This is a genomic window from Gemmatimonadota bacterium (assembly GCA_016712265.1).
GTDB lineage: Bacteria > Gemmatimonadota > Gemmatimonadetes > Gemmatimonadales > Gemmatimonadaceae > RBC101.
In genome coordinates, this window is sequence record JADJRJ010000030.1 from 754,349 (window position 1) to 774,059 (window position 19,711).

The window sequence follows — 19,711 nt, forward strand, 5'->3', positions numbered from 1 at the left end:
GCCTTCAGCTCCCTCTCGGACGGATTCCAAGTTCCTTCTCCAGTGTTTGGACGATCTTCGCGCGTCGTCCTTCGACTTCCTTGTCGCGAAGTGTGCGACTCGGATCACGGAAGGTCAATCGCCATGCAACCGATCGATGCCCCTCGGGAAGTCCCGTCCCGCGGTACTCGTCGAACAGGCGCAGGGACTCCAGCAAGGCGCCTGCAGCCCCGCGGATGACGGCCTCAACCGCGCCGGCCGCGATGTCGGGCGGGAGGACGAGGGCAAGATCAAACTCGGCCGCGGGTTGCGTGGGCAGCGCGCGGTAGGTCGGGTGTGCGGTCGCCGAAGGCGCCGCCATTGGTGGCGCCGCGTGGGTTCCCGGCGGCGTGACATCTGCGGAATCCAGCGTCCCGATCCACAGCTCAATGCCAAACGCCTCATGGGCCCATACCGGCCGATCGAGGTCCACGCGGAAGACCCGCGCCACTTCCTCTCCGTTGGCGTGTACGCGCCACAAGTCGCCGCCACCGTGGCCTGGCTCCACCGACATGGCCCCCGCATGGGCCATCGGCACGAGGCGTTCCGCGAGGGCGCGTGCGTCCCATGCATCGATCGCCGGCGGTTCCGGCTCGGTGAAGTGGGGGGGCCGCCGCCACCCCATCAGCAGCACACCAGCGTGAAGAGACTCCACCGGCAACCGGTCATCTGTCTTGCGAAACACCGATCCGACCTCGAACAGCCGGACATTGCCTTCCATGCGCGTCAGGTTGTACTCCGCCCGACGGGCGAGGGATTCGGCCACCGTGTGGCGCAGGTGCGGCTCGTCCTCGGCCAACGGGTTGGCCACGCGGACGTGCGTCGCGTCATCCCCGCGCACAAACGGCATCGGTCGCACCTCGTGGAGTCCTGCCGCAACAAGCTCGGCCTGCAGGCGACGCGTGACCACGGCATACGGGTGCTCCGGCACGGCACCCGGCCGGAACGGGGTGAGAGCGTCGGGCAATCGGTCGTACCCGCGCAAGCGCGCGACTTCCTCCACCAGGTCGGCATCCCGCACCACGTCGCGACGCCACGTGGGCGGCTGCACCTGAAGGGTGTCCCCCTCGCGCGTCGTGGCGAACCCAATGGCGCGCAACAGGTCGGCAACTTCCTCGGCGGAGACCACATCACCCAGCAGGCGCCCGAGGCGCGTGACGCTGAGCGACACCGGCGCAGGTGGCGGCGGTGCCTCGCCGACATCCACGATCCCCTCGACGCGCCCGCCAGCCACCGAGACCAGCAACTGCGCCGCGGCTGCCAGCGCCGCCGCCGTGCCCGCCGCATCCACGCCGCGCTCAAACCGGTGGGCGGCGTCCGTCTGGATGCCTAACGCGCGCCGCGTCCGACGGGTCGTCCGGGCGTCGAACGCCGCGACCTCGAGGACCACGTCGGTGGTGGTCGGCGTTACCTCGCTCTCGCGTCCCCCGATGACGCCCGCAATGGCCACGGCCCGGTCGGCATCGGCAATCACCGTCATCTCCGGCTGCAGCGCCCGCTCCACGCCGTCGAGCGCGAGAAGCCGCTCTCCCTCGCGCGCCCCGCGGATCACCAGCGTCGCCTGTCCGAGGCGCGCGAGGTCGAAGGCGTGCATCGGCTGTCCGGCAGCGTGCAGCATGTAGTTGGTTACATCCACGACATTGCTGATGCTGCGGGCACCGACCGACGCCAGGCGATTCACGAGCCACTCCGGCGAGGGGCCAACGGTGACGCCGCGCACCACGGCGGCCATGTACCGCGGGCACCCCGCCCGGTCCTCCAGCCGGACCTGGACCCCACCGGCCGTGGCCGCCTCGCGGCCACGGGTCGCGGCGGGAAGTGTGAGCGCGGCGCCCCCGGCCTCGCTGGCCACCACGTCCACGAGCGGGCGCAGCCGGGTCCGTGTGAGGGCCGCCACCTCCCGCGCCATCCCCAGCTGCGAGAAGAGGTCCGGGCGGTTCGGGAGGACGTCCACGTCGAGGCACGTGTCGCCCACGGGAAGCGCCGCTAACAACGAAGTGCCGGTCGGCACATCCAGGTCGAGCGGCATGATCCCGTCGTGGTCCTCACCGAGCCCCAACTCGCGGGCCGAACACAACATGCCGGTGGACCATTCGCCCCGGATCTTGCGCCGCTCGATCAGGATGCCGCCCTTGTTGCCGGTGGGCATGACCGTCCCGACCCGCGCAAACGGGTAGAGGGTTCCCGCCACAACGTTGGGCGCCCCGCACACCACGTCGAGCAGCGCGCCGGTCCCGTCATCCACCTTGGTGACCCACAGGTGGTCCGAGTTCGGGTGACGCCCCGCCTCCACCACGCGAGCCACCACGATGGGGACAAGGTCCGCACGCAGCGGAGTCAGGGCGTCGATGGTCGCGACGTGACGGCCAATCAGCGCCGCGAGGTCGGTCGCCGATCGATCGTGCGGGACCAGGGCGCGCAACCAGTCGTGTGAGTAGAGCACGGTGAGTCAGGAAACGGGAACGTCGATGGCAGGGCGAGCCAACAACTCGTCAGGCGAACTGCTCCAGGAAACGCACATCGGAATCGTACAGAAGGCGAATGTCCGGGATCCCGTAGCGTGACATGGCGATGCGGGCCGGCCCCATGCCGAACGCCCAACCACTGTAACGCTGGCTGTCGAGCCCGGCGGCTTCGATCACCGCGGGGTGGACGAGCCCGGTCCCCATGATCTCCACCCATCGAAGACCGCGGCCATCCCCGAGGTCAATCTCGACATCCATCTGGGCGGACGGCTCCGTGAACGGAAAGAAGGACGGCCCGAATCGCGTGCGCGTCGTCGCGCCGTAAAACCGCTTGGCGAAATGCGTCAGCGTCGCCTTGAGGTCAGCGAACGAGATCCCCTCATCGATCGCCAGTCCCTCGATTTGGGCGAACGCTGGGGCGTGTGTCGCATCAAAGAAGTCGCGGCGATACACGTTGCCCGGCGCCAGCACCCGGATGGGTGGGTTCCATCGCTGCATCGTGCGCACCTGCACCGGCGAGGTGTGCGTCCGCAGCAGTGTCCCCGTCCCCAGGTACAACGTGTCGTGCATGTCCATCGCGGGATGATCGGGGGGAAAGTTCAGCGCCCCGAAGTTGTACCACTCGGTCTCGGCCTCAGGCCCAAGCGCGATGGTGAAGCCCAACTCGCGAAAGATGTCGGTGATCTCGTCGATGACGAGGGTGACCGGATGCCGGCTGCCACGCCACGCGGGACGTCCGGGCATGGTGAGGTCCAGCCCCGGTCCACTGGCACGGGCCGCCTGCAATTCGCCAGCGCGCGCATCGAGCGCCGCTTCCACCGCCTGCTTCAGCGCATTGATGGCGGCGCCGGCCGAGCGGCGATCCTCGGCGGGCAGGGTGGGCAACGCTGCCATGAGGTTCGTGACGCGCCCCCCCTTTCGGCCGATCAACTGGGTCCGGAGCTCGGTCCAGGCCTCCGTGGTGGGCGCCGCGGCGATATCGCCGAGCGCGGCGGCACGGAGGTCGTCACATGCGGAGAGGAGTTCGGCGAGTGTCACGGGATGGCGGAGAGGCAGACGACAGACGCGATGACTATGCTCCCAGACTGCGGAGCGCAAGCAAACCCAACGGTGCTAACGAAGAACGGCGGGGGCGAGAGACCGCGCCACCGCCGCTCAGGTCACTGCGCCGGACGCGAAGGTCAGGCGGCGAGCGCAGCGCGCGCCTTTTCGGCGAGCGCGGTAAACGCCGTGGCATCATGGACCGCGAGGTCGGCCAGCACCTTGCGATCGACCTCGATCCCGGCCTTGTGCAGGCCGTTCATGAAGACGGAGTAGCTCATGTCGTTCAGGCGTGCGGCCGCATTGATGCGCACGATCCAGAGCCGACGGAAGTCGCGCTTCTTGTTGCGGCGATCCCGATAGGCGTATCGCCATGCCCGCTCGACCGACTCCTTGGCGGGGCCCCACAACTTGCTGCGCGCGCCAAAGTAGCCGCGCGCGGCCTTCATGTACCGGTTCTTGCGCCCGAGGCGCTTGGGATTTCCCTTGACGCGTGCCATTGCTCGTGCTCCTTAAGCCTGGATCAAACGCTTGATGACCTTCACCTCGCCATTCGTGCCTAACGTGGCCGGACGGCGCAGGCGCCGCTTTCGCTTGGCGTCCTTCTTGGTGAGGATGTGACTCTTGTTGGCCTTCAGGCGGCGCACCTTCCCCGTCCCCGTGACGGAAAAACGCTTCTTCGCCCCCTTGTGGGTCTTCATCTTCGGCATGTCGATCGTCCCAGGCCCCTACTTGGGGGCCAGAATCATGGTCAAAGCTTTCCCTTCCATCTTGGCTGACATCTCGATCTTCCCGACGTCCGCCAGTTCCACCGCCACCCGTTGTACTACCGCGTGCCCAAGCTCCGGGTGTGCGATCTGCCGCCCCCGAAACATCAACGTCACCTTCACCTTGTTGCCCTCGCCGAGGAACCGCCGCGCATGGCGCACCTTGGTCTCGAAGTCGTGATCGTCGATGCCGGGGCGGAACTTCACCTCCTTCAACTCGATCACGTGCTGCTTCTTCTTCGCCGCACGCGCCTGCTTGGCCATCTCGAACTTGTACTTCCCGAAGTCCATCACGCGGACCACGGGAGGCCGGGCGGCCGCCGCGACTTCCACCAAATCCATCCCTGCCTCGTCGGCAAGGGCCAACGCGCGATCCACTTCCATGATCCCGAGTTGGCTTCCGTCAGCACCGATTACGCGTACCGGACTAATGCGAATCTGGCGATTGACGCGAATGCGCTTGGTCGTGTCCTGAATAGCTGGCAATCCTCAGGTGGAGGGGTGGAGACGCCGAACGCTCGTCCCCGAAAATGAAAACGCGGACCCCCTGGGAGCCCGCGATGAACAACCGGCCGCTGCGCCCACGGCGCACCGGACAAGTTCATATCGAGGACTCAGACAGCTCCGCACGCGGGCCGTCAGGTGAGAGCAGCGTCTCCGCTCTACTTCAACGAATTGTAGCTAAGAACCTAGAGGACAGGGACTTAGAGGGCAAGGGGAGCACCGGCCCTGAACCCATGCGCCAGCACACCCCGCCAACATCCCACCTCCCGAAGGGGGCCCCCGCCCCCTGCCCCTTCACCCCTTGAGCCGGAACGCCTTCCCATCGTGCTCGATCCGCCCCCAGGGGACCTCGGCGTCGTGCTCGAAGACCAGCAGCCAACCCTCCCCGACCGCCCGGGTCAGGATGCGCCGCTTTGACTCCAGGGTCACCAGCGGCTCCACGTCGTATCCCATGATCCAGGGCAACGGCAGATGCGCAGCAGTCGGGCACACATCGCCAAGAAAGAGCGCCTTCTCCCCATCGCCCCCGTCGACCAGCACACTCTGGTGCCAAGGGGTATGCCCGCCACTCAGCACCGTCGTGATCCCTGGCACGATCTCAAGCTCCCCCTCAACCAATGTCATGGCGCCGGACGACAACAGCGAATCCCAGTTGCGGGTGAAATAACTCGCCGCGGTCCGCTCGTTCGTGTGGGTCGCCCAGTGATGTTCCCCGTGCTGCACGAAGTACCGCGCCCTCGGGAAGGATGCCACGACACCCCCATCGGGATCGACGCGGGTGTTCCCGCCGGCGTGATCGAAGTGCAGGTGCGTGTTGATCACGACCCGGACGTCTGATGGCGTAAAGCCCAGGGCCGCCAGGCCGTCCTCAAGCCACGTCCCCCCGCCCTCGCCCGCGTTTTCGATCCCATAAATGTCGCGGAACTTGTCATTCTCCTTGTTCCCGACCCCAGTATCGATCAGCACGAGGCCAGCCTCGTGTTCGACCAGCAGACAACGCATGCCCAGCGGAATCCGGTTGCGTTCGTCCGGCCGAATGCGCTTTTCCCACAGTGGCTTGGGCACCACCCCGAACATGGCGCCGCCGTCCAACTTCTGGCCGGCGGCCTGGATGGCGTGGATCCGGAGGCGACCGAGTGTCCGCGTCTCGACCGACGGTGTGGCAGCAGAGATGGTCATGCCGCACTATCGTAATCGACCGGACGCGGCATTGCGCGCCGTCGCCGCCGCGCCCGGGAGGTCCGGCGGTCGAGCCGGGCCGTCAACGCCGGCCAGGTGTCCAGCCCCAGGTCCTGCGCGATCCCCAGCAGCCGGGACAGCACATGCGCTGTCGAGAGGGCGTCGCCCCACGCCCGGTGCCGCGCCGGGTTCTCCACCCCAAAGTAGTAACACAGCGCATCGAGCGATCGACGCTTGAGCTGCGGCAACAAGACCCGCGCCATCCGCAAGGTGCACAGGCGGTCGCCGTCCAGCACACCGCCCGTCGCCGCCACCACTTCCCGCGACACGAAACCCCAGTCGAAGGTCGCATTGTGCGCCACGAATACGCGACCCTTCAGTTGGTCGACGACTCCGGGCGCGACCTCAGCGAACGTCGGGGCGGACTGCACCATCCGCGTCGAAATCCCCGTCAGCGACGTGATGCTGGATGGGATCGGTCGCAATGGATTGACGAGGGTGGTCCACGGCTCGCCGACCTCCCGCCCGCACACCGGCACAGAGGCAAACTCCGTGATGCGATCCCCGCTTCGTGCCCCTCCGCCGGTGGTCTCCACGTCCACCACCGCGAAGGACACGCGCGACAGCGCCGGCACCTCGTCCGGGCTCGCCGCCTCCTCACGGATCATCCAATGGCCGTCAGCCGACCGGGCGAACCCCTCCTGACGACCGAACAGCGACGCCGCGATCCTCGCGGCCACCACGGGCGGCGCACCCGGAAGGCTGAGCACCCGGCCAAGGAGCGCCACGTCGTCCAGCGGGCCATGCTTGAGTGCCTCCCGAGCGCGGGAGATCACCTCGGTATCGCTGCGCAGGCTCCGGGGCGCCCCGCTCTTCACCGGACTTTCGGCTCTCAGGTTGGCTCCAGGTCCTGTCTCGGCCAAACATACACCGAAGCGAGATCAGTCCCAATGGCGCTTTACCGGTTACCAAGGACCGCCTACTTTGTGAATACTTTCACAAGCCCGCCAGTATCAGTGAAACGCATCGCGGACAGCACGGTTCGACGGCTCTCGATCTACCTTCGGTTCCTCGAGGGGTCTGCGCAGCGAGACCTGTCCACCGTCTCCAGCGCGGAACTCGCGCGCCATGGCGGAACCACCTCGGCGCAGGTCCGGAAGGATCTCTCGTTCTTCGGCTCGTTCGGGAAGCGCGGGCTCGGGTACGCGGTGCCTGAACTCACGAACTCCATCCGCGACATCCTGGGGCTCGGGCGCGAATGGAATGTGATCATCGTGGGCGCCGGCAAGATTGGTACGGCTCTCGCCCAGTACCACGGCTTTCGTCCGCGCGGGTTCCACGTCGTTGGGGTCTATGACACGGACCTTGCGAAGGTCGGGACGCGCTGGGATGGGATCGTGGTGCGTGACTTCTCGCTGGTGACGGCCGATCTCGCCACCCAAGCCGTGGACATCGCCGTCCTCGCGGTCCCCGCGGACGGGGCGCAGGACGCCGCCCGACGGCTGGTGGACGCGGGGGTCAAGGCGATCCTCAACTTTGCGCCCACGCAGCTGCAGGTGCCCCCCGACGTGGCCGTCCGAAGCGTGAACATGGCCATGGAGCTGGAAGGACTGAGCTACGAACTCTCCAGCCGTTCGCGTTAGGCGCTGTGCACCGCCTCGTAGAGGCGCACGAACTCGGCTCCCCCCAGTGTTTCCGGCCGGCAGGTCGCGTCCAGCTGTGCCTGGGCCACCACGTCGGTCGCCCGCTCGGCCGAGAGGTCGGACACCGTGCGGAGCGCACGGACCAATTGGCGCCGACGCTGCCCAAACAGGGCCGTGACAAAGGTGCGAACGTCCGAGGCGCGACCAGGTGATACGCGCGGATTGGCCCGGGGCGTGAGTCGCACGACGGCAGACTGCACCTTGGGACGCGGAAAGAAGGCGCCGGCAGGAATCGCCGCGACCGTTTCCACCTCACACGTCAGGCCAACGTTCGCCGTCAGCGCCCCATAGTTGGCATCCCCGGGGCGCGCGGACAACCGATCGGCGACCTCGCGCTGGACGAGGAAGACGGCGCGCTGCATTCCTTGGCTCGACAGCGCATGGAAGATGATCGGCGTGGTGATGTTGTACGGAACGTTGCCGACCAACACAAACGGCCCGCCCGCCAGTGCGTCGAGGTCCGTCGCGAGGATATCCCCCTCCACAATCGCGACATCCTCGTGGGCGCCGTACGTGGCGCGCAGCCCCGCCACCAGGTCGCGATCGATCTCGACACAGGTGAGTCGCCGACACTGCCCCACGAGGTGCGCCGTCAGGGCGCCGCGGCCCGGCCCGATCTCCACGACCTGTTCTCCCCCCGAGAGCTCGAGCGCAGCGGCGATCCGCGCCAGGGCGTGCTGGTCGGTAAGAAAGTTCTGGCCGAATCGTCGACGAATGGGCACGCCGGGGCGCGCGGGACGAGTGCTAGCTACGCGCGACGACGAGGGTGAGGTCGTCACGACGCAGAGCGTCGCCCGCATGCGACGCTACTGCGGAGAAGATACGATCCACGACGACAGACGGCGCCTCCTCGCGTACCGTGCGCGCGACGTCGAGCACGCGCTGCTCGCCGAACGCGACCTCCTGATGATTCCTCGCGTCGGAAATGCCATCCGTGAAGAGGAGCAGCACATCTCGGTTCGGGCTCCACGGACGCTCCCTGGCGGAGAGAATCGCGCCGGACATCCCGAGCGGAGGCTCCAACGCACCCAGGCGCTCCACCGAGCCGTCCGCGGCGAGCACAAAGGCGTGCGGGTGCCCCGCGTTCGCATACCGAATGCGACCGCGCACCGGATCGATCACGGCGTACAAGGCCGTGACGAACATCTCGGTGCTCTCGAGCTCATCTGACAGGGTCCCCAACAACTTGGACAACATCTCCGCAGGATCCGCCGTCGCCTGGGCATGGATCGACGAGGCACTCATGACCAGTGCCATCACCAACGCCGCCCGCATCCCATGGCTTGAGACATCACCAATCATGATCCCCGTCCGCCCTCCCCCAAGCCGAAACAGTTGGTAGAAGTCCCCACCGACACTGTCCGCCGAGACGACGCGCGCCGCCACCTGTGCTTCCGGCGCGAACAGCCGCGCGTCGGGCAGCAGCTTCTGCTGCAGGTCACTGGCCAGGGACATCTCCTGCTGCAGTCGCTGTTGGGCCAACGACGAGCGGACCAGACGGGCATTCTGGATGGCAGTCCCGATTTGGGTGGCGATTGCCGAGACCAGCTTCTCGTCCCCAGCGCTGAATGCCTCGCCGGTCCGTCGTTCGGAGAGGGTGAGCACCCCCAGCGGCACGGCCGGATGGTGCCCTGGGTTGGTCCACAAGATCGGCACGGCCAGGACTCCGCCCTGGCGAAACCGCGCTTCCAGCGGACAGGGCATGACGTCGTCATCGAAGATGTATCCGCGTTGCTCGCGGAACACGAACGCGGTGACGGCATCCGGGTTGGAGGTGCTGATCGCCGGAAGGCCGGCGGACTCGAAACCGAGGGCGCTCAGCACCTGTAGCGTATCCGTCGACCGGTCGTGCACGAGAATCGCGGCCCGACGGGCGCCGACCGTCTCGGAGATCTCGGCAAGGATCCGGGCGGCCGCATCCTCCAACGACACCGTGCGCCCAAGAATCTCGCTCGTAGTGTACAGGAGGTTGATCTCCTCATACCGTTCGGCCAGCTCGTAGGCCGAATGCTCCATCTCCAGCGACGACTGGAAGTAGTGCGCGACCACAGGCGCGAGGAAGGCGAGCGCGGCGATCGCCCGCTCCCGATCCCGTGGATCACACGGACCTACGCCGACCCAGGCCCGCGCCGTGCCCGTGGTGGCACTGATCAAGAGAATCCCACCGGCCACCTCCAGCTCGGCGGGGGCCATGCCCGAGGTGAGCAGGCGCAGGATGCCGGGAGCCGCCACGGTGCTCGTGCCAGCGGCGACGACCCACCCCCGCTCGTCGTGCGTCGTGGTCCACACGACCGCCGGCAAGCCGGTGGCCGTCGTGAAGCCGAGAATGACCTGGTGGAGGTCCTTCACGCACGATGGAGGGTGAGCCGTACGACGTTACCGCCGTCCGTGAAGCGCTCAACCCGATCCATCAGTGTCCGCATGAGGAACAGCCCGCGACCATCCTCGCGATCGAGGTGCTCGGGACTGGTGGGATCGATCGTGCACGCTTCCATGTCAAATCCGCTCCCTTCGTCCACCACCTCCAGTACCAGCGACACCTCGTCGAGGCGTGCACGCAAACGCACGCTGCGGGTCCGATCTTCTCGGTTCCCGTACAGCATGGCGTTCGACAGCGCCTCGGTGAGGGCCACAGGCACCCGCAGGTTGCAGGCACGGGGAGAGAGCTGCCGGACCGCGCACTGGCGAGTCACCAGTCCGACGAGCGGCTCGATCAGCCGCACATCGGAGGGGACGCGCACGTCGATCGGGAACCCGTTGTCACCGGGCAGGTCCACGAGGAAGGCGTCGGTCGGAGCAGTCATTCTGACAGAAAAACGCGCGCAGGGGCCCCGGGGTCACTTTCCCGGGGGCATGGGAGTGGAGGGATTGGGCGGATCAGAACGAGGCCAGCCCGGAATCCCTGGAGGGGGCGATTTGGAACAGGGTATCGAGCTTGGTGAGCTCGAACAGGGTCCGCAGGTCATCGTTGAGGCTCGACAGCCGGAATTGGCCGCCGGACTCACGGACCTTCTTTGACAAGGACACCAGGACGCCAAGGCCGGACGAATCGATGTACCCCGTCTGCGAAAAGTCGACCAGGAAGCGGCGTTCTCCCCGCTCGAGTTCATCGAGGACTTTTTGCTTCAATTCCTGCCGATTGCCCACGATCAGTTGACCGTCGACATCGACCACACACACCTCACCATGCTTCTTGATGGTGAAACTCATGTCTGCTCCGATGGGATTCCGCGATCCGTCATGCCTGCAGCGCAGTAATGGCCGCGACGGCCATAATGTCGCCGGAAGAGGCACCTCGCGACAAGTCGCAGCAGGGTCGGCGCAGCCCCTGGATGATGGGACCAACGGCCGTTGCGTGGGCCAGGCGTTCCACGAGCTTGTAGCCGATGTTCCCGGCTTCCAGCGACGGGAAGATCAGGACGTTGGCGCGCCCGGCGATGGGAGATCCGGGCGCCTTCCGCGCGGAAATCGCCTCGATCAAAGCGGCATCTACCTGCATCGGGCCATCGACGGGGACGTCCGGCATCCGCTGCCTGAACAGAGCCATGGCGTCACGGACGCGATCCACCGCCGCGCCTGATGCGCTGAGATGCGTGGCGTAGGAGAGAAAGGCCACGACGGGCATGTCACCGACAATCCGGCTTCGGTCGCGCGCCGCGGAGACGGCAATATCCGCCAATTGGGTCGCGGTCGGCTCCGGGACGACGGCGCCATCGGTGAAGGTGAGGACCTCAGAGGCGCTACCGCGAAACGGCGGAACGACCATGTAAAACGCCGATGACACCGTGGAGGCGCCCTCGTCAGGTCCAACGACCCACAGCGCCGCCCGCAGCACGTCGGCCGTGGTCGATACCGCGCCGGCGACGCAGCCGTCCACCGCTCCCGACGCGACCAGGGCATCGGCGAAGAAGAGGGGGTCACGGAGCCGTCGCGCCGCTTCGTCCAGATCCATCCCCCGCGCCCGTCTCCGCGCATGCAGGTCGGCGGCGAACCCCGCGGCGCGCGGATCCGTCAACGGGTGCACGACCTCGATGCCGGCGCTCCGGAATGGCGTTGCGTCCATTGAAGGCGCCGCGACAACCACCGGGTGGATCGTGCGGCGCTCGTGCAGCGCCAGGATGGCCTCACGCACCCGGGGATCGTCGGCTTCCGGAAACGCGATACGGCGCTGGCGCGTCGCGGCCCGCTGTGCGAGGGTTTCCAGGAACGCCGGCATGGCCTAACGATTTCCGGCGACCTTGAGGCGCAAGGCGTCCGCGACACTCGGGGACACGAGTCCGTCCAGGCTCCCGCCGTACTTCGCCACCTCGCGGACCAGCGAGGACGAGATGTAGGTGGTGTCCAGGGACGGCACCATGAAGACGGTCTCCAGGTCTGCGTGGAGGTGACGGTTCATGAGCGCCATCTGGTACTCGTACTCAAAGTCGGACACCGCGCGGAGCCCGCGAATGAGCAGCGTCGCCCCGATACTCCGGGCGAAGTCAACCAACAGCCCGCCGAAGGGACGCACCTCGGCGCGGGGCTCATCGGCGATCACTCCACGAATCATGGCCACCCGCTCCTCCACCGAAAACAGCGGCTGCTTGGAGACGTTGGTCGTCACGGCAATGACGACGCGGTCAACGAATCCCAGCGACCGGCGCACGAGGTCCTCGTGGCCCTGCGTGAGCGGATCGAAGGAACCGGCGTAGATGGCGGTGCGCATGGCGACTCATCAAGGGTGGGCAGACGGCAGACGCGAGGAGCGTAGCGGCCGGGCGCGCGAACGCAAGGTGACGGGTGGCGCTGTGACGGTCGGTCAAGGGTCCAGCACCTGCTCGTGACCGGCCCGGTAGATGGTGATCCGCGTTCCCCCGTAGGCGCGCGAAGCGCCACCTGGCGGCACCTCTTCATGAGCTTCGTGCTCCACCCCGAGGATGCGGCTGAATGGGCGAGCGATCCAGGCGGCTGCGATGCGAGGGGCGATGCCGAGGTTGTAGGGCGGGTCGGCGAAGGCCACGTCCCACGGGCCGTGTCGCAGGTCCTGCGCCACGCGCACCGCATCCCCACGAAGGATGCGGCAGCGATCTCCGGCATTGAGGGTCGCCACATTCTCGCGGATGCAGCGGATCGCCATGTCTGCGATTTCGACGAAATCGCACCAGGCCGCACCGCGGGACAAGGCTTCCAATCCCAGCGCACCCGAACCCGCGCAGAGATCCACAACGGTGGCCCCATGCAGGTCATGCTGCAGGATGCTCATCCAGGCCTCCCGGGCGCGGTCTGCCGTCGGGCGGACCCGCTGATCCCGCGGCGCCTTGATGGTGCGTCCGCGCCATTCGCCGGCCACGATCCGCATCAGTCGGCGGGATGCACGTCCAGGACGCGGGCGACCAGGCGCGACTCGCCCTGCCAGGCGTCGCGTTCCAACTTGAACGCCACGTCGACGGCGGCCCCATCGCCGACCTCGTGGATCCGGTCGGCCATCCCCCAGCCTAACGCTTCCAAGCTGCCCGTGGGCGCGGCCAGCCGGAACTTGAGGCCGTTCTGGCCCACCGTGCGTGGCGCCCCAACCACGCGAGCCCCGGCCACGGCCAGCACGGGGGCCGGGTTCCCGATCCCGAATGGCTCGAAGTGGCGCAACAAGCGTTCGAGGTCATCGGTGACGTCTGCTGTAGACAGTTTGACGTCGACTCGCAGCTCCGGCACCAGGTCGTCCGGGGTGAGCCGCTCCCGCGCGACCGCGTTGAAGCGCTCCGCAAAGGCACCCAACCGCGCGGGGTCGATCGTGATCCCGGCCGCCGCCCGGTGACCGCCGTATCGCACCAGGAGATCCGCGCACGCCGTCAACCCCGCATGTAGGTCAAACCGCGGGGTGGACCGCCCCGAACCCTTCCCTATCCCGCCGTCCACGGCCACCATCATCACCGGACGCGCCAGGTCCTCCACCAGGCGCGACGCCACGATTCCGATCACGCCGGGGTGCCACCCCTCGCGGCCGAGCACTACGCCGTACGTGGTCTCGAGGTCCAGCGCATCGGCCATTCGGCGGGCCTGGGCCAGCGTTTCGCGATCGATCTCCTGGCGCGTGCGGTTGAGCTCCTCGAGCTCGCGGGCGATGCGGTTGCATTCGGCCATGTCACTGGACATGAGCAGCTCGACCCCGCGCATCGCGTGTCCCACGCGCCCCGCCGCGTTGAGGCGCGGGGCCAGGACGAAGCCGATGCGTCCAGCGGTGAGCGCGGTGGTCGCCATTCCCGCGGCCTCGATCAGCGCCCGGAGCCCGGGATGGGCCGTGTCCGGCATCATCCGGAGCCCATACCGCACGAGGGTTCGGTTCTCCCCGCGCAGGGGGGCCACATCCGCGACCGTGGCCAGCGCCACCAGGTCCAGGTGGCGCAACACGACGTTCTCGTTCCCGCCTAACGCGCGCACGAGCGCCAGCGACAGCTTGAAGGCGACCCCGGCCGCGCACAAATCTTTGTCCGGGTACTCGCAGCCCGGCTGCCGCGGGTTGAGCACGGCCACGCACGCCGGCACCGGCCGGCTCGGCAGGTGATGGTCCGACACGATCGTGTCGATGCCGAGGGTCGCGAGACGGGCGATCGCCTCGTGCGCACTCGTTCCGCAGTCGCAGGTCAACACCAGGCGCGCCCCCTCGCGCACGGCGGCATCCACACCGGCGTTGGACAGGTCGTAGCCGTCCGTCATGCGATGGGGAAGGAACGGCACGGCGCGCCCGCCAAGGTACCGGATCACCTTGACCATGATCGTCGACGAGCAGATGCCGTCCACGTCATAGTCCCCGTGCACCAGTACGGTCTCCCCTTCGCGGATGGCGCGGGACAGGCGATCGACGGCCGGCGCCATGCCGAGGAACAGCGCCGGGTCGTGGAGCTGGTCCATCCGCGGCCGCAGGTAGGTGCGCGCCGCGTCGAGGTCGCCATACCCGCGCGTGATGAGCAGCTGGGCGACGAGGGGAGGCAGGTGCAGCGCCTCCGCCAGGCGCGCCACGTCAGGTGACGGTGCCGGCGGCACGGGGCGCCACCGAGGCGCGATGCGGGGACGAACAGGGGGTGCGGTCATGCGTCCAATCTCTCAGCGCGGCCCCTCCCGACCATCATCCTTCCCTTGCGTAGATGAGCACGCCACACCCCTCGCAGACCTCAACCGCCCCGCTGTTGGTCATCGCCTGGCGGCGCTGCACCGGAATCGCGGTGTCGCACGCCCCGCAGGCGCCCGACTCGATGGCAAAGAGCGACTGCGAGCGCCGACGCTGGCGGATGCGATCGTACTTGAGCCGGAGGCTGTTCGTCACTCCCTCAGCGCGCGCATTCCGCTTGGCGCGCGCGGCGTCCAAGGTCTCCCCCAATGCGCCCTGCTCGGCGGTAATCGTGGCACGCGCGGCCGCCTGCTGGCCATCGAGCTGCTCCAACGCGGCCTCTTTCTCGGCGAGGACCTTTCGCCCCTCGGTGGCCCGATTCACGACGTCGCGGTGCGATTGTTCGAGCTCAAGGAGCACCTTCTTCCCCATCTCCACCTGCGCTACAGCAGCGGTCGCCTCCCGCATGCGTTTCACGAGATCGAGCTGGGCGACATTCTTGTCGTGGCGTTCCTTGTGCTCCGCCAGGCGCTGCCCCAGCTCCCCGCGCTTCCGATCATCCGCCTCGACGGCACCGCGCAGCTGCTGAATGGCCTTGACCGCCGCGGCCCGCACGCTGTCCAGGGTCGCGAGCCGGGGCGCAATGGCGTCGAGCTGGGCCACAATGCCCTCCACAATATCGTCTTCGGCCTGAAGGTCGATCAGCGCTTGCACGTCGGGGTTGGTCATCGGGCGGTCTGCGTGTCGTTAAGGTGCTGGGTCACGGTTGCTCGCGGAGTGCGCGCAACTGTCCTATCTCACGGCGATTCCGTTCCTTCTCCAGCAAGAGGGCATCCTTCTCCCCTCCGGTGGCCGTCGCGAGCAGCGACATGATCTCGGCATTGCGCTCTTCCAGTCGGCGCTGGTCGAGTCGTGACAGGCTGTCGTCCACCGTGCGCTGCAGGTGCTGGATCGCATCCGGTGTGTCCAGCAGCTCCTGCATCGCCTGCACGGCCGGTTCGGACAACTCGTGCGCCAACTCTTCCACTGAGGCTTCGGACCCCAGGTTCAGGAGGGTGGCAAAGATCTCGCGAAGCTCCGGCACCTGAAAGCTATCGGGTCCGCAGCGTTCGGTCACGCGTTCCACGACACCGCGATCATGGAGCATCGCCCGGACAAGCTCGCGCTCGGCAGGTTCGGCCACAACCTTGGGACGGCGGCGAGCCCGGCTGGTGGGTTGGGGACCGCGGGATTCGACCGGCGGAGCAACCGGCTCCGGTGTCGGCTGGGGTTGTGCGCGCTTGCGCACCGACTCTGCCTCTCGTTGGAGCACCTCGCGATCGACCCCGGAGACCTCCGCGGCGCGCGCCAGGTAGATCTCGCGAGTGACGGGGTCGGCGCACGCGCGAATCGTGGGAAGCAGGTGGTCGATCGCCTTGCGGCGCTTGTGCAGGTCGGCGAACCAGCCGCCGCGTTCGAGAATCTGAATCTTCCGTTCAAAGACATCGAGGCTCGCGGCGGCCGCCCGCTCGATCGCTTCGCGACCGTGCTTTCGCACATAGGTGTCCGGATCGTCGCCCTCGGGCAGCGTGATCACCCGCACCGAGACCCCCTGCGCGAGGAGCATGTCCCCTGCGCGAAAGGTCGCCTTGAGGCCGGCCTTGTCCGAGTCATACAGGAGGAACGCGCTCGCCGCATACCGCTTGAGGAGCTGCGCCTGTCCCTCGGTCAACGCCGTCCCGAGCGGCGCCACCACGGGCTCCACGCCGGCCCCAACGAGGCGCAGCACGTCGAAGTACCCTTCCACGAGGAAGATCCGTTCCTCGCGCCGTGCGGCGAGTCGAGCCTGGTGCAGGTTGTAGAGCAAGCTCCCCTTGGAGTACACCGGGGACTCGCCGGTGTTGAGGTACTTGGGTTCCCCGGGGGCAATGAGGCGCCCGCCGAACCCCACCGGCTTGCCGCCGAGGTCGAGGATCGGAAAGATCAGCCGATTGCGAAATCGCGGACGCAGCTCGGTCTCGTCGGGGCGACGCACCACGAGGCCGGCCTCGATCAGGGTCTCATCCGGGATTCCGAGCGCCGCCAGACGGGCACGGAGCGGCGCGGGATCGCGTGGGGCAAAGCCCATCCCGAACTTGTCAGCCAGCGTCTTGTCTACCGCGCGCTGCGCGAGGTAAGCCCGGGCCGGCTTCCCGGCCTCGTCCCCCCAGAGCACCTGCTGGAAGTACTCCGCGGCCGCCGCGTTCGCCTCCCAGTACGGCGTGCGCGGGTCCGGCCCCTCCTGCCGGGCTCGCGTTTCGTGCAGCTCAATACCCACCTTGCCGGCCACCAGGCGCACCGCGTCCGGCCAGTCCATCCCCAGGCGCTTCTGGATGAACGTGAAGACATCCCCCGATTCGTGGCAGACAAAGCAGTAGTACATCCCCTTGCGTGGGGAAACCGAAAAGTTGCGGTGCGTCCCCTGGTGGAACGGGCACGGGCCGCGAAAGTCGGCCCCCATGCGGCGCAGCTCGACATACTCGCCGATGATGCTGGCGATGTCGGCGGTCTCCCGCACGCGTTCGACTTCGGCGTCCGGGATCACAGCTCGGCGATGGTCACGCCCGCCCCACCCTCGTTCCACAGGCCGAGCCGAAAGGCGCGCACGCGGGTGTCCTTCTGCAGCATCTCGCCCACACGTGCACGCAGCGCCCCGGTGCCCTTGCCGTGGATGATCCGCAGGCTGCGCAGGTCGGCGCGGATGGCCGCATCGAGGGCCTGCATCACGGTGTCGTCGATCTCGTCCGCACGCTGCCCACGCACGTCGATCTCAGTCGGCGCCGTCACCTCGGGCAGGTCACCAATCCAGGTCGGTGCGGGTGCGCGCGGCCCCTGGTCCTCGGAGCGCTCCAGCTGCGTCGTCGGGTAGCTCAGCTTGACCGCGCCTAACGACACCAGCACGACGTCGTCGCGGACCTCGAGCACGCGTCCCTCGCGGCCCTCCAGCGGCAGCACGTGGACGCGGTCCCCGGCCGCCAGCGGCACCCGTCGGGCAGGCGGGTGGCGACGCTTCTCGACGTTCGCTTCCTCCCGCTCGATCTGGTCGAGGCGCGTGGTCTGGCGGGCGACCTCGGCCTCCACCGCGCGCCGGGCCTCGTGCGCCGCCGCCTCGACCTGGGATTCGCTCGCCTTGCGCAGCTCGCGCACGACCCGGTCGACGGTCTGCCGCGCTTCGAGGAGGTGCCGCCGCGCGTCCCGTCGAGACTCCCGCTCCACCTCGCGCTCGCGCTCGCGGAGCTTTTTCTCCCGTTCGGCGAGGCGATGCGCGGTCTCCTGCGCCAGGGTGCGCGAGGCTTCGAGGTCGTGTTCCCGTGTGCTGATCTCGCGGTCCCGCGCCTCGAGCGCCTGCAGCAGCGCGTTCAGGTCGCGCTCCACGGTCGGCACCCGCGCCTCGGCCCGGGCGATCACCTCCTCTGGCAGCCGCAGGCGACGCGCGATGCTCAGCCCATACGACCGGCCGGGAATCCCCTTGATCAACCGATAGGTTGGGGCGAGCTGCACGGCGTCGAACTCCAGGGACGCGTTCACGATCCCCGGCACCTCCGCCGCCAGTTCCTTCAGGGCCCCGAGGTGCGTCGTGGCCACGGTCATCGCGCCATGCGTGGTCAGCGCCTCGAGGATGGCGCCGCCTAACGCGGCCCCTTCCAGCGGGTCCGTGCCGGATCCCAACTCGTCGATCACCACGAGCGATGCCGGTGTGGCGGCCCCGAGGATCTCGCCCAGGTTGCGCAGGTGGGCACTGAAGGTCGACAGCGACGCCTCGATCGACTGTTCGTCGCCGATATCGGCAAAGACATCGTCGTATATGGCCACCACGCTCCCGGCCGCGGCAGGGACCGGGATCCCGCTCTGCAGCATGAGCGAGAGGAGGGCGAGCGCCTTGAGCAGGACGGTCTTCCCCCCGGTATTCGGCCCGGAGACCAGCATGGTGCGTTCCCCGGGCTCCATCGTCAGCGTGAACGGCACCACGTCGATGCCCTGCGCGAGCAGCAGCGGGTGACGCCCAACATTCACGGTGAACCCCTCCCCTGCATCGCGCACCTGCGTGGCCTCGCACCCAAAGCGGATCGCGTAGCGCGCCCGGCCATACAGGGCGTCCAGGGCGACGAGGGCCTCCAATGCCTCGCGCAACGGCAGCGCGAGCGGATGCAGCCGCGCCGTCAGCTCGAGGAGGATGCGGTCGACCTCGGCCGCCTCATCGGCCTCCAACTCGCGAATGCGGTTGCACGCCTCGATGGCCGCCGGTGGCTCGACGAACAGCGTGGCCCCGGAGCCGGACGCGTCATGCACGAGCCCCCCGACCACGCCGCGCGCCTCGCGACGCACCGGGATCACATAACGCCCGTTGCGGATGGTCACCGAGGCATCGAGGACGCGCTGGTGTGGTTCGAGCCGCTGGACCACCCGCTCGAGCAACGCCACGAGGTTGCCCTGCGCATCGCGCAACTCGCGACGGAGCCGTCGCAACAGGGGTGACGCCTCGTCGCGAACGGAGCCATCGTCGTCGATCGCCCGCTCGACGGCCTGCTCATCGGCGGCACTCGCCACCAGCCGGTGGCGGAACGGTTCCAGCACGCCGCGCGCCACCGCCGGCAGGCGTGGGTCCCGCAGGGAGTCCTGCGCGAGCCGCGAGGCCCGCAGGAGCCGACCCAGGTCCCGGAGTTCGGGTCCGGTCAGCTGCGTCCCTTCCACGCGGAGGCGCGACAAGGCGGCGCGCACGTCGGGGATCCCCGGGGGCGACCACCCCTGGTCCGAGGCGACCATGGCACGCATGGCCGTGACGCGGGCGAGTTCCTGCTCGATGGCCCCACGGTCCGTCGTGGGCCCAAGACCGCGAATGGCCTCGGCGCCTAACGAGCTGCTGGCATGGCCGGCCACCACGTCGAGCACCGACGCGAACTGCAGCACCGACAACGCGTGCGTGTTCACGACCCC

The 19,711-nt window shown here is 68.1% G+C and carries 19 protein-coding genes; 1 reads left to right on the top strand and 18 read right to left on the bottom strand.

Translation table 11 applies throughout. The features are described 5' to 3' along the window. Positions 1-4: 4 nt before the first annotated feature. From IPK85_18755 to IPK85_18785, 7 genes are all read right to left on the bottom strand, one after another. Positions 5-2,461 carry a phenylalanine--tRNA ligase subunit beta gene (locus tag IPK85_18755; GenBank protein ID MBK8249414.1) on the bottom strand — a complete coding sequence of 819 codons (2,457 nt, stop codon included), beginning with the start codon at positions 2,459-2,461 and terminating at the stop codon, positions 5-7. A gap of 49 nt (positions 2,462-2,510) precedes the next feature. After that, positions 2,511-3,521, bottom strand: a complete 1,011-nt coding sequence (gene pheS / locus IPK85_18760) for a phenylalanine--tRNA ligase subunit alpha (protein MBK8249415.1) — start codon at positions 3,519-3,521, stop codon at positions 2,511-2,513. A 143-nt stretch (positions 3,522-3,664) separates the two neighbouring features. After that, positions 3,665-4,024, bottom strand: a complete 360-nt coding sequence (gene rplT, locus IPK85_18765; protein ID MBK8249416.1) for a 50S ribosomal protein L20 — start codon at positions 4,022-4,024, stop codon at positions 3,665-3,667. Positions 4,025-4,036: 12 nt separating this feature from the next. Beyond that, entirely contained in the window at positions 4,037-4,234 is a 198-nt protein-coding gene (gene rpmI / locus IPK85_18770; GenBank protein ID MBK8249417.1) for a 50S ribosomal protein L35, read from the bottom strand. An 18-nt stretch (positions 4,235-4,252) separates the two neighbouring features. Continuing rightward, positions 4,253-4,768: a translation initiation factor IF-3 gene (locus IPK85_18775; GenBank protein MBK8249418.1), complete on the bottom strand. Its 516-nt coding sequence runs from the start codon at positions 4,766-4,768 to the stop codon at positions 4,253-4,255. Between the two features lie 321 nt (positions 4,769-5,089). Further along, positions 5,090-5,974 carry an MBL fold metallo-hydrolase gene (locus IPK85_18780; GenBank protein ID MBK8249419.1) on the bottom strand — a complete coding sequence of 295 codons (885 nt, stop codon included), beginning with the start codon at positions 5,972-5,974 and terminating at the stop codon, positions 5,090-5,092. Continuing rightward, complete coding sequence (locus IPK85_18785) at positions 5,971-6,810, bottom strand: 3'-5' exonuclease (GenBank protein MBK8249420.1); 840 nt, start codon at positions 6,808-6,810, stop codon at positions 5,971-5,973. Before IPK85_18785 ends, IPK85_18780 begins: the two co-directional genes overlap by 4 nt. A gap of 180 nt (positions 6,811-6,990) precedes the next feature. Between IPK85_18785 and IPK85_18790 the strand changes: the two genes are divergently transcribed. Continuing rightward, on the top strand, positions 6,991-7,617 hold the full coding sequence (locus IPK85_18790; GenBank protein ID MBK8249421.1) for a redox-sensing transcriptional repressor Rex: 627 nt from the start codon (positions 6,991-6,993) through the stop codon (positions 7,615-7,617). On the opposite strand, the gene rsmA is transcribed toward IPK85_18790, so the two are convergent. The 11 genes from rsmA to IPK85_18845 all read right to left on the bottom strand — a co-directional run bounded on the left by rsmA (position 7,614) and on the right by IPK85_18845 (position 19,705). After that, positions 7,614-8,399 carry a ribosomal RNA small subunit methyltransferase A gene (rsmA, locus tag IPK85_18795; GenBank protein MBK8249422.1) on the bottom strand — a complete coding sequence of 262 codons (786 nt, stop codon included), beginning with the start codon at positions 8,397-8,399 and terminating at the stop codon, positions 7,614-7,616. The two genes, IPK85_18790 and rsmA, sit on opposite strands and share 4 nt — an antisense overlap. 22 nt (positions 8,400-8,421) lie before the next feature. After that, positions 8,422-10,026 carry a SpoIIE family protein phosphatase gene (locus IPK85_18800; GenBank protein MBK8249423.1) on the bottom strand — a complete coding sequence of 535 codons (1,605 nt, stop codon included), beginning with the start codon at positions 10,024-10,026 and terminating at the stop codon, positions 8,422-8,424. Further along, on the bottom strand, positions 10,023-10,481 hold the full coding sequence (locus IPK85_18805; GenBank protein ID MBK8249424.1) for an ATP-binding protein: 459 nt from the start codon (positions 10,479-10,481) through the stop codon (positions 10,023-10,025). The genes IPK85_18800 and IPK85_18805 overlap by 4 nt, the downstream gene beginning before the upstream one ends. Positions 10,482-10,554: 73 nt before the next feature. Then, positions 10,555-10,887, bottom strand: coding sequence for an STAS domain-containing protein (locus IPK85_18810; protein MBK8249425.1), 333 nt, complete (start codon positions 10,885-10,887; stop codon positions 10,555-10,557). Between the two features lie 28 nt (positions 10,888-10,915). Further along, positions 10,916-11,893 (bottom strand): phosphotransacetylase, encoded by a 978-nt coding sequence (locus IPK85_18815; GenBank protein ID MBK8249426.1) that lies wholly within the window; start codon positions 11,891-11,893, stop codon positions 10,916-10,918. Between the two features lie 3 nt (positions 11,894-11,896). After that, positions 11,897-12,382 (bottom strand): pantetheine-phosphate adenylyltransferase, encoded by a 486-nt coding sequence (coaD, locus tag IPK85_18820; protein ID MBK8249427.1) that lies wholly within the window; start codon positions 12,380-12,382, stop codon positions 11,897-11,899. Between the two features lie 93 nt (positions 12,383-12,475). Beyond that, positions 12,476-13,015: an RsmD family RNA methyltransferase gene (locus tag IPK85_18825; GenBank protein ID MBK8249428.1), complete on the bottom strand. Its 540-nt coding sequence runs from the start codon at positions 13,013-13,015 to the stop codon at positions 12,476-12,478. Further along, positions 13,015-14,742 (bottom strand): single-stranded-DNA-specific exonuclease RecJ, encoded by a 1,728-nt coding sequence (recJ, locus tag IPK85_18830; protein MBK8249429.1) that lies wholly within the window; start codon positions 14,740-14,742, stop codon positions 13,015-13,017. The genes IPK85_18825 and recJ overlap by 1 nt, the downstream gene beginning before the upstream one ends. Positions 14,743-14,776: 34 nt before the next feature. Beyond that, positions 14,777-15,487: a hypothetical protein gene (locus tag IPK85_18835; protein MBK8249430.1), complete on the bottom strand. Its 711-nt coding sequence runs from the start codon at positions 15,485-15,487 to the stop codon at positions 14,777-14,779. 31 nt (positions 15,488-15,518) lie between these two features. Beyond that, positions 15,519-17,321, bottom strand: a complete 1,803-nt coding sequence (locus IPK85_18840; GenBank protein MBK8249431.1) for a DNA primase — start codon at positions 17,319-17,321, stop codon at positions 15,519-15,521. Then, positions 17,318-19,705, bottom strand: a complete 2,388-nt coding sequence (locus tag IPK85_18845; protein ID MBK8249432.1) for an endonuclease MutS2 — start codon at positions 19,703-19,705, stop codon at positions 17,318-17,320. The genes IPK85_18840 and IPK85_18845 overlap by 4 nt, the downstream gene beginning before the upstream one ends. Positions 19,706-19,711 lie beyond the last annotated feature (6 nt).

Coding starts and splice junctions, on each gene's coding strand:
- rplT (MBK8249416.1), bottom strand. CDS start 4,024: ATGGCACGCGTCAAGGGAAATCCCAAGCGCCTCGGGCGCAAGAACCGG.
- rpmI (MBK8249417.1), bottom strand. CDS start 4,234: ATGCCGAAGATGAAGACCCACAAGGGGGCGAAGAAGCGTTTTTCCGTC.
- IPK85_18780 (MBK8249419.1), bottom strand. CDS start 5,974: ATGACCATCTCTGCTGCCACACCGTCGGTCGAGACGCGGACACTCGGT.
- IPK85_18805 (MBK8249424.1), bottom strand. CDS start 10,481: ATGACTGCTCCGACCGACGCCTTCCTCGTGGACCTGCCCGGTGACAAC.
- IPK85_18810 (MBK8249425.1), bottom strand. CDS start 10,887: ATGAGTTTCACCATCAAGAAGCATGGTGAGGTGTGTGTGGTCGATGTC.
- IPK85_18815 (MBK8249426.1), bottom strand. CDS start 11,893: ATGCCGGCGTTCCTGGAAACCCTCGCACAGCGGGCCGCGACGCGCCAG.
- coaD (MBK8249427.1), bottom strand. CDS start 12,382: ATGCGCACCGCCATCTACGCCGGTTCCTTCGATCCGCTCACGCAGGGC.
- IPK85_18825 (MBK8249428.1), bottom strand. CDS start 13,015: ATGCGGATCGTGGCCGGCGAATGGCGCGGACGCACCATCAAGGCGCCG.
- recJ (MBK8249429.1), bottom strand. CDS start 14,742: ATGACCGCACCCCCTGTTCGTCCCCGCATCGCGCCTCGGTGGCGCCCC.
- IPK85_18835 (MBK8249430.1), bottom strand. CDS start 15,487: ATGACCAACCCCGACGTGCAAGCGCTGATCGACCTTCAGGCCGAAGAC.